This is a genomic window from Candidatus Cloacimonadota bacterium (genome assembly GCA_034661015.1).
Taxonomy (GTDB): Bacteria; Cloacimonadota; Cloacimonadia; order JGIOTU-2; family JGIOTU-2; genus JAYEKN01.
This window is the reverse complement of record JAYEKN010000209.1, coordinates 1-5342: the sequence shown is the minus strand read 5'-3', so window position 1 is coordinate 5342 and position 5342 is coordinate 1. Positions and strand designations below refer to the sequence as shown.

Here is a 5342-nt window from a genome sequence, read left to right as displayed (position 1 = left end):
ATAATTTTTTTCATGTTTGCTCCTTGATACAAAAGTGAGAGGTGAAAAACAAGAGATATTCACATTTCACTTTTTCTTTTTCATTTTTCTTTTTTCCTGCTTTGAAAATGCCGCACCTACGGTGCTTAATTTCCGTTCTTTCATCGAACATAAGGCTGACGCCTTATGCTACAAATATAGCGCACCGCTGGTGCTATTCATAACTTTTGCTCTAGTTCTCAAGCATCTGCTTGGGAACGAGAAATGTTTTTTTCCATTTCCCATTTTCCATTTCACTTTTCACTTTTTCTTTTTCTTTTTTCCTGCTTTGAAAATGCCGCACCTACGGTGCTTTATTTCCGTTCTTTCATAGAACATAAGGCTTATCGCCTTGTGCTACAAATATTTCGCACCGCTGGTGGTGTTATTCATCATTTTTGCTCTCATTCTCAAGCATCTGCTTGGGAACGAAAAATGTTTTTTTTCCCATTTCCCTTTTCCTTTTCCCTTTTCCCTTTTCCCATTTCCCATTTCCCATTTCCCTTTTCCCTTTACACATTTCCCTTTTCTCTTTTCACTTCTTAATTATTTAATCAAAACGATTGTTTTAACGAGTTCTTCTCTATTTTTGGCATCTTCTGCAATCAGTTGGATTACATATCTTCCGTTTCGAGCCATTTTGCCATTGTCGGTTTTTCCGTCCCAATGGAGAGTGTGTTGCTCACCGGCTTTATAATCACCTTTTATCATAGGGGAATTTTCAATAATAGTGCGAATAAGCGTTCCGTTCAAGTTATATATTTTTGCGGTAATTTCCGGATATCTGCTTATATTTGAAGAAATCTTAAAAATGATCTGCAATCCCATATTGTTGCCGATTTGATCGTGTGGTGTAAATGGATTGGGAAGGAGTTGCAGGTCATAAATCCCAAGAGACTTGGAGTTGCCAACCACTCCATACTCGTGCCAGTCAGGGATTTGGGGAAGGAATAATTGTAAGTCGGTTCTTGGATTATTTTCCAAAGGATCAACCCAATTGAGCTGATTTTCATCCCAGAATGCAATATACATGTTCTCCGAATCCGTGAGTTGTCCTAAAGTGAAGATAACTCCGGGCATGTAGTTGAAATAGGAGGGGGAACGATTTGAGTTTATCAAGAAAATTGAACTTTTCAATTCTGAAGTAGTGCTTACCAATTTCATAGGTGAAGCCAAAATCGGAGTTAGATATAATTTCGCTGTGCCACTTGTGAGCATAGAATCGGCTAAGGTAATATCACAATTCTGACCGCTGTGTAGTGTGTCCGCCAAGTTTGCCACAGTTAATTTTTCAAACACATTTGCACTTTTAGTGGAGCTGACAGAAAATCCGTGGTTTGGATCGGTTGCTGTAGCATTTAATGTGAGCTGTCCGAGATAGTCTGTATTTGGTGTAAAAAGCACACCGGAAATTTGTTCTTCTACGATACCGCAATAAGCCGGAATCGAATCCCATTCTATCGGAACGGTCATTGCCCAGCCGCTGTCACTGATTGCAGTTACCGAGAAAAAATACGATTCATTATTATTTATCTCATCCACACCGCTGATTGTGAGGCTATTAAGGTGCATATCCCGAACGTAAATAAAATCTGTTAAGAGATTTATTGAAACATCATTTAAGGTAACTTTTGCTTTCAATTTACCGGATATTTCACCAATTGTCGAGTCGGGCGTAGTAAGTTTGACCAGCCTTTTTTCTCCGGCAATTTGCTCCAGATTCCCAATAATGGAATCAGTAAGCGACCAAATTACAGTTCCGGAAAGATCAACTGCTGAATTGAGCGAATTGTTCATATCATCAAAAACATTCACTTCAAAAAAAGTTTCCTGATTATAGGCAAGGGTAGCCTGATTTGGAGAAATAGTAGAATTTTGTTGCGATAAAATACCTTCGGATGTGAGATCCCAAGAAAGTGGTTGGGCTTGATTTGTATAATTCAGTCCGTTAGAATTTGAGAACGAGGAAAACCAAAATTCGATTTCGCCAGATTGGTTTTGAATTGGAATTGTATAAACTAATAAAGAGTCATTCGCAACAGTCATCGCATCTTCAAAATAATTGTTAGTTACATCGTAATAATGAATGAATACCGAATCGGTGTAATTGGTTGCTTTTATTAGAGAAATTTCAAATGGTTCTGAAGCGGGGGTAGGCACGATTTGAGAGGGATCAAATTGCAATGGCAGTTGTTTTGGTTGTGAATAATGCGAAAGAGAATCGAGCGATAATTGATAAGGGAGAGGATTGATGAAATCAGCAAGAATTTCTCTTTTTTCGCTTTTTCTTGAATCTTGGGACGGTTTTGTCAGCTTGATCGAATATATTCCGGTATGTAAAGTTGAATCAGTTTCGCAAAAACCGGTTTCATCGGTTATAAGTAAAAGATTTCGATCAGTTGCAATGATTTGAACATTTACACCTGAAACAGGTTTAGTTCCGTTTTCAGTGATATGAAATTCTATACTACAAAGAATAAAATCGAATGAATAATCAATAACCAGATCTTCACCGGTCCAAGGGATATTCGGCACTTCACCCGAAAAAATTTCATCCTCATATTCTGCGATGAGTGAGAGAGAATATTGATCTTCCGACAAATTATTGAATTGGTAAAATCCATTTTGATTTGAATAAACCGTATCCGAAATATTTCCGGAAGCGTTTGTGAGAATCACTTCAGCATTAGCAATTGGTTGCAAACTCCTTTCATTTACATTCATCGTAATTGTTCCACTTAGCGAAACAGCATCGGGAGAATATGTATAGTCAAAATTCTGTGTATAAGTTCCTTCTACATTAATTTCAAAGTTTTGAATCTGGGTTTGATATTGCCCGTCTAGATAATATGCAAAGCATTCTATAGAAAAAACGTCGGGAATCAGGAGATCGGCAAACTCATAAAGAGAATCAGGATGGATTAGATTAAATTGAGTCTCATCTCCATTTTGATTGGTTAGGATAATTTGGGCAGAATCGGGGGCGAAAGTTCCAACCAGATCTGTATCAAATATTGTTACTGCACCATTGATGGAAGCATAGTGAGGAATTGCTGCAAGCATAAAATTGAGTTGTAAGGTGGATTGCTCAAAAGTCAATTCCACCTCGACAGAATCTGATGGATAATAATCAAATTTTGAAGCATGCAAGGTGTAAACTCCGATCGTGTCAACTTCGATTGAGTATGCACCATCCGAACTTGTGGTATCAGCGTAAGTTCCGCTTACTCCGATTGCATAAACAATAGCATTTGAGAGGAGGACGGAATTTGTGTCTATTACCGTTCCATAGAAAACCAGATCTTTTGGTTCAAGAGAAAAATCAACAGTAGGTGGATTTGACACACCGCCGGACAAAGTAACATCAATTGGATTGACCGGGTAATAGGCATTATGAGTTGCATTTAATGTGTAGTTGCCATCGTATAAATTTGAAAAAGTAAAAGAACCACTTGCTCCGGTATATAGACTATCATTTACTTGAATGCCTGTAGTCGAAGTTCCATTAAGAACAATCTTAACATTTCCGATGCCGACTAATGTGCTGCTGTTTACCGCTGTTCCCGAGATAGAGTTGTTGATTCCGGTTAGGCTGAAATCTAAAATAGCCACTTCTCCTGCTTGCAACTGGATTTGCGGCATGGGTTCATTAACAGTAAATCCCTCAAGTATCACATCAATATTATAAGTTCCGTGTGGTAGGGGAATGTCGTAAATCCCGAATGTATTGGTTACTTCGGAAAAAATCCTTCCACTAACAATATTCGAAGCATAGATTGATACTCCCGGTTTTCCAACGCTATTATGGGTAATTGTCCCAACGATATGGGCAGCTAATTCGAGATCAATATTTATTAGAACAGATTGTCCCACAGATAAATTTGCAGATTGGGATGGACTGACTAAGGTGGTATCTGAAGATAATGCCCAAACGTCGTAATATTCCGGTGAAACGTTTGTAAAAACAAAATCTCCGAATTCATTTGTTTGAGTTAAAAACACATTTCCCGGTTGGTCTTTAATCTTTACAACTGCATCCTCAACTTCCAAATTTTCGTATTTTACAGTTCCGAGAATTGCATTTGGAATCATTGCCAGTTCTACGAAAACATCTGTGGAGTCCGCTCCAATTGGGTTTGGATGAACATAAGGTTGGTAACCCGCTTTGGTGCATTCGAGCGAATAAGAATGATCGGATGAAAAATTTTGGAGAGAGAATACTCCCATAGAAGATGTCGTATCGGTGGCAATTAAATCGTCATTTTCATCATATATTGTAATGATTGCATTTTTAATGAAATCATTATCTGTATTTTGCACTGTTCCTGATATTACTCCAACGTTTACAGCAATATTTTGTGAACTTATATTGCTCAAATTTCCATCTGAAACGGTTAGGGTTGCATTGAAATTTCCCGTGTTAATATAGGTGTATTCATAAGGTCCTTGACCGGTGGAATCTATCTGACCATCTCCATTAAAATCCCATTCCCAAATTGATATCGGATTTGTCCCTTCTACAGAAATGTCTGTAAAATTTACTGTAATAGGATTGTAGCCATTTGGAGGATTTGCGACAAAATTTGAAGTGGGAGGAATTGTATCTCCTTGATTTACGACAACAATTGATTTGTATGATATACCGAATCTTTCTCCATCCGACACAGTAAGGCTTGAGTTGAAAGAACCGGTATCTGTATAAGTGTGTAGATAACTACCCGCGCCGGTAGTATCGGTTTGCCCGTCCCCGTCAAAATCCCATTCCCAGCTGATAATCGGATAAGTTCCCTGAGTTGAATTGTTTGTGAAGGTTACCTGTAAGGGTTCTTCTCCGGTTTGTGGAGTAGCACTATAAGATGAAATTGGAAAATTAACCACCGATCTTTGCAAAGGAATATCAAAATTTGCCGATTCGAAATCCTGAAGAGCGAAGAAAGTGTCTGCAGAGTTGTAATTGGATCTATTTACGACCAGTTGATAATCCCCTTCATACAAATATGAAAATTCATAATGCCCATCTGCTGATGTAACAACAGTTGATATTTCGTTATAAGTCCCTGCTTCGTCGAAATATAGTGTTACTTCAGCGTTTGCAAGTGGAGAGTTCAAAAAAGCATCGGTTATAATTCCGGAAATATTTGCACCATGAATATCAATTGTCAGGTCTGCGACAATGTTTTGGGCTTGAACATCAAGTAAGGCAGAAGCATTATCATAAATCGCAGGAGGAAGATCAGACCCAATTGTTGAGGAAGTGTAGGGGACGACGTTTTCAAACAGGAAAAAGCCACTGGAATTTGTCGTATCACTCAATGATTGTTCCT

The 5342-nt window shown here is 38.2% G+C and carries 1 protein-coding gene; it reads right to left on the bottom strand.

What is annotated here, in order from left to right; all coding sequences use genetic code 11:
- Nucleotides 1–564 precede the first annotated feature (564 nt).
- The gene (locus tag U9P79_08060) at nucleotides 565–5331 is read right to left on the bottom strand and encodes a carboxypeptidase regulatory-like domain-containing protein (protein ID MEA2104576.1); all 4767 of its coding nucleotides are present in this window, start codon (nucleotides 5329–5331) and stop codon (nucleotides 565–567) included.
- Nucleotides 5332–5342 lie beyond the last annotated feature (11 nt).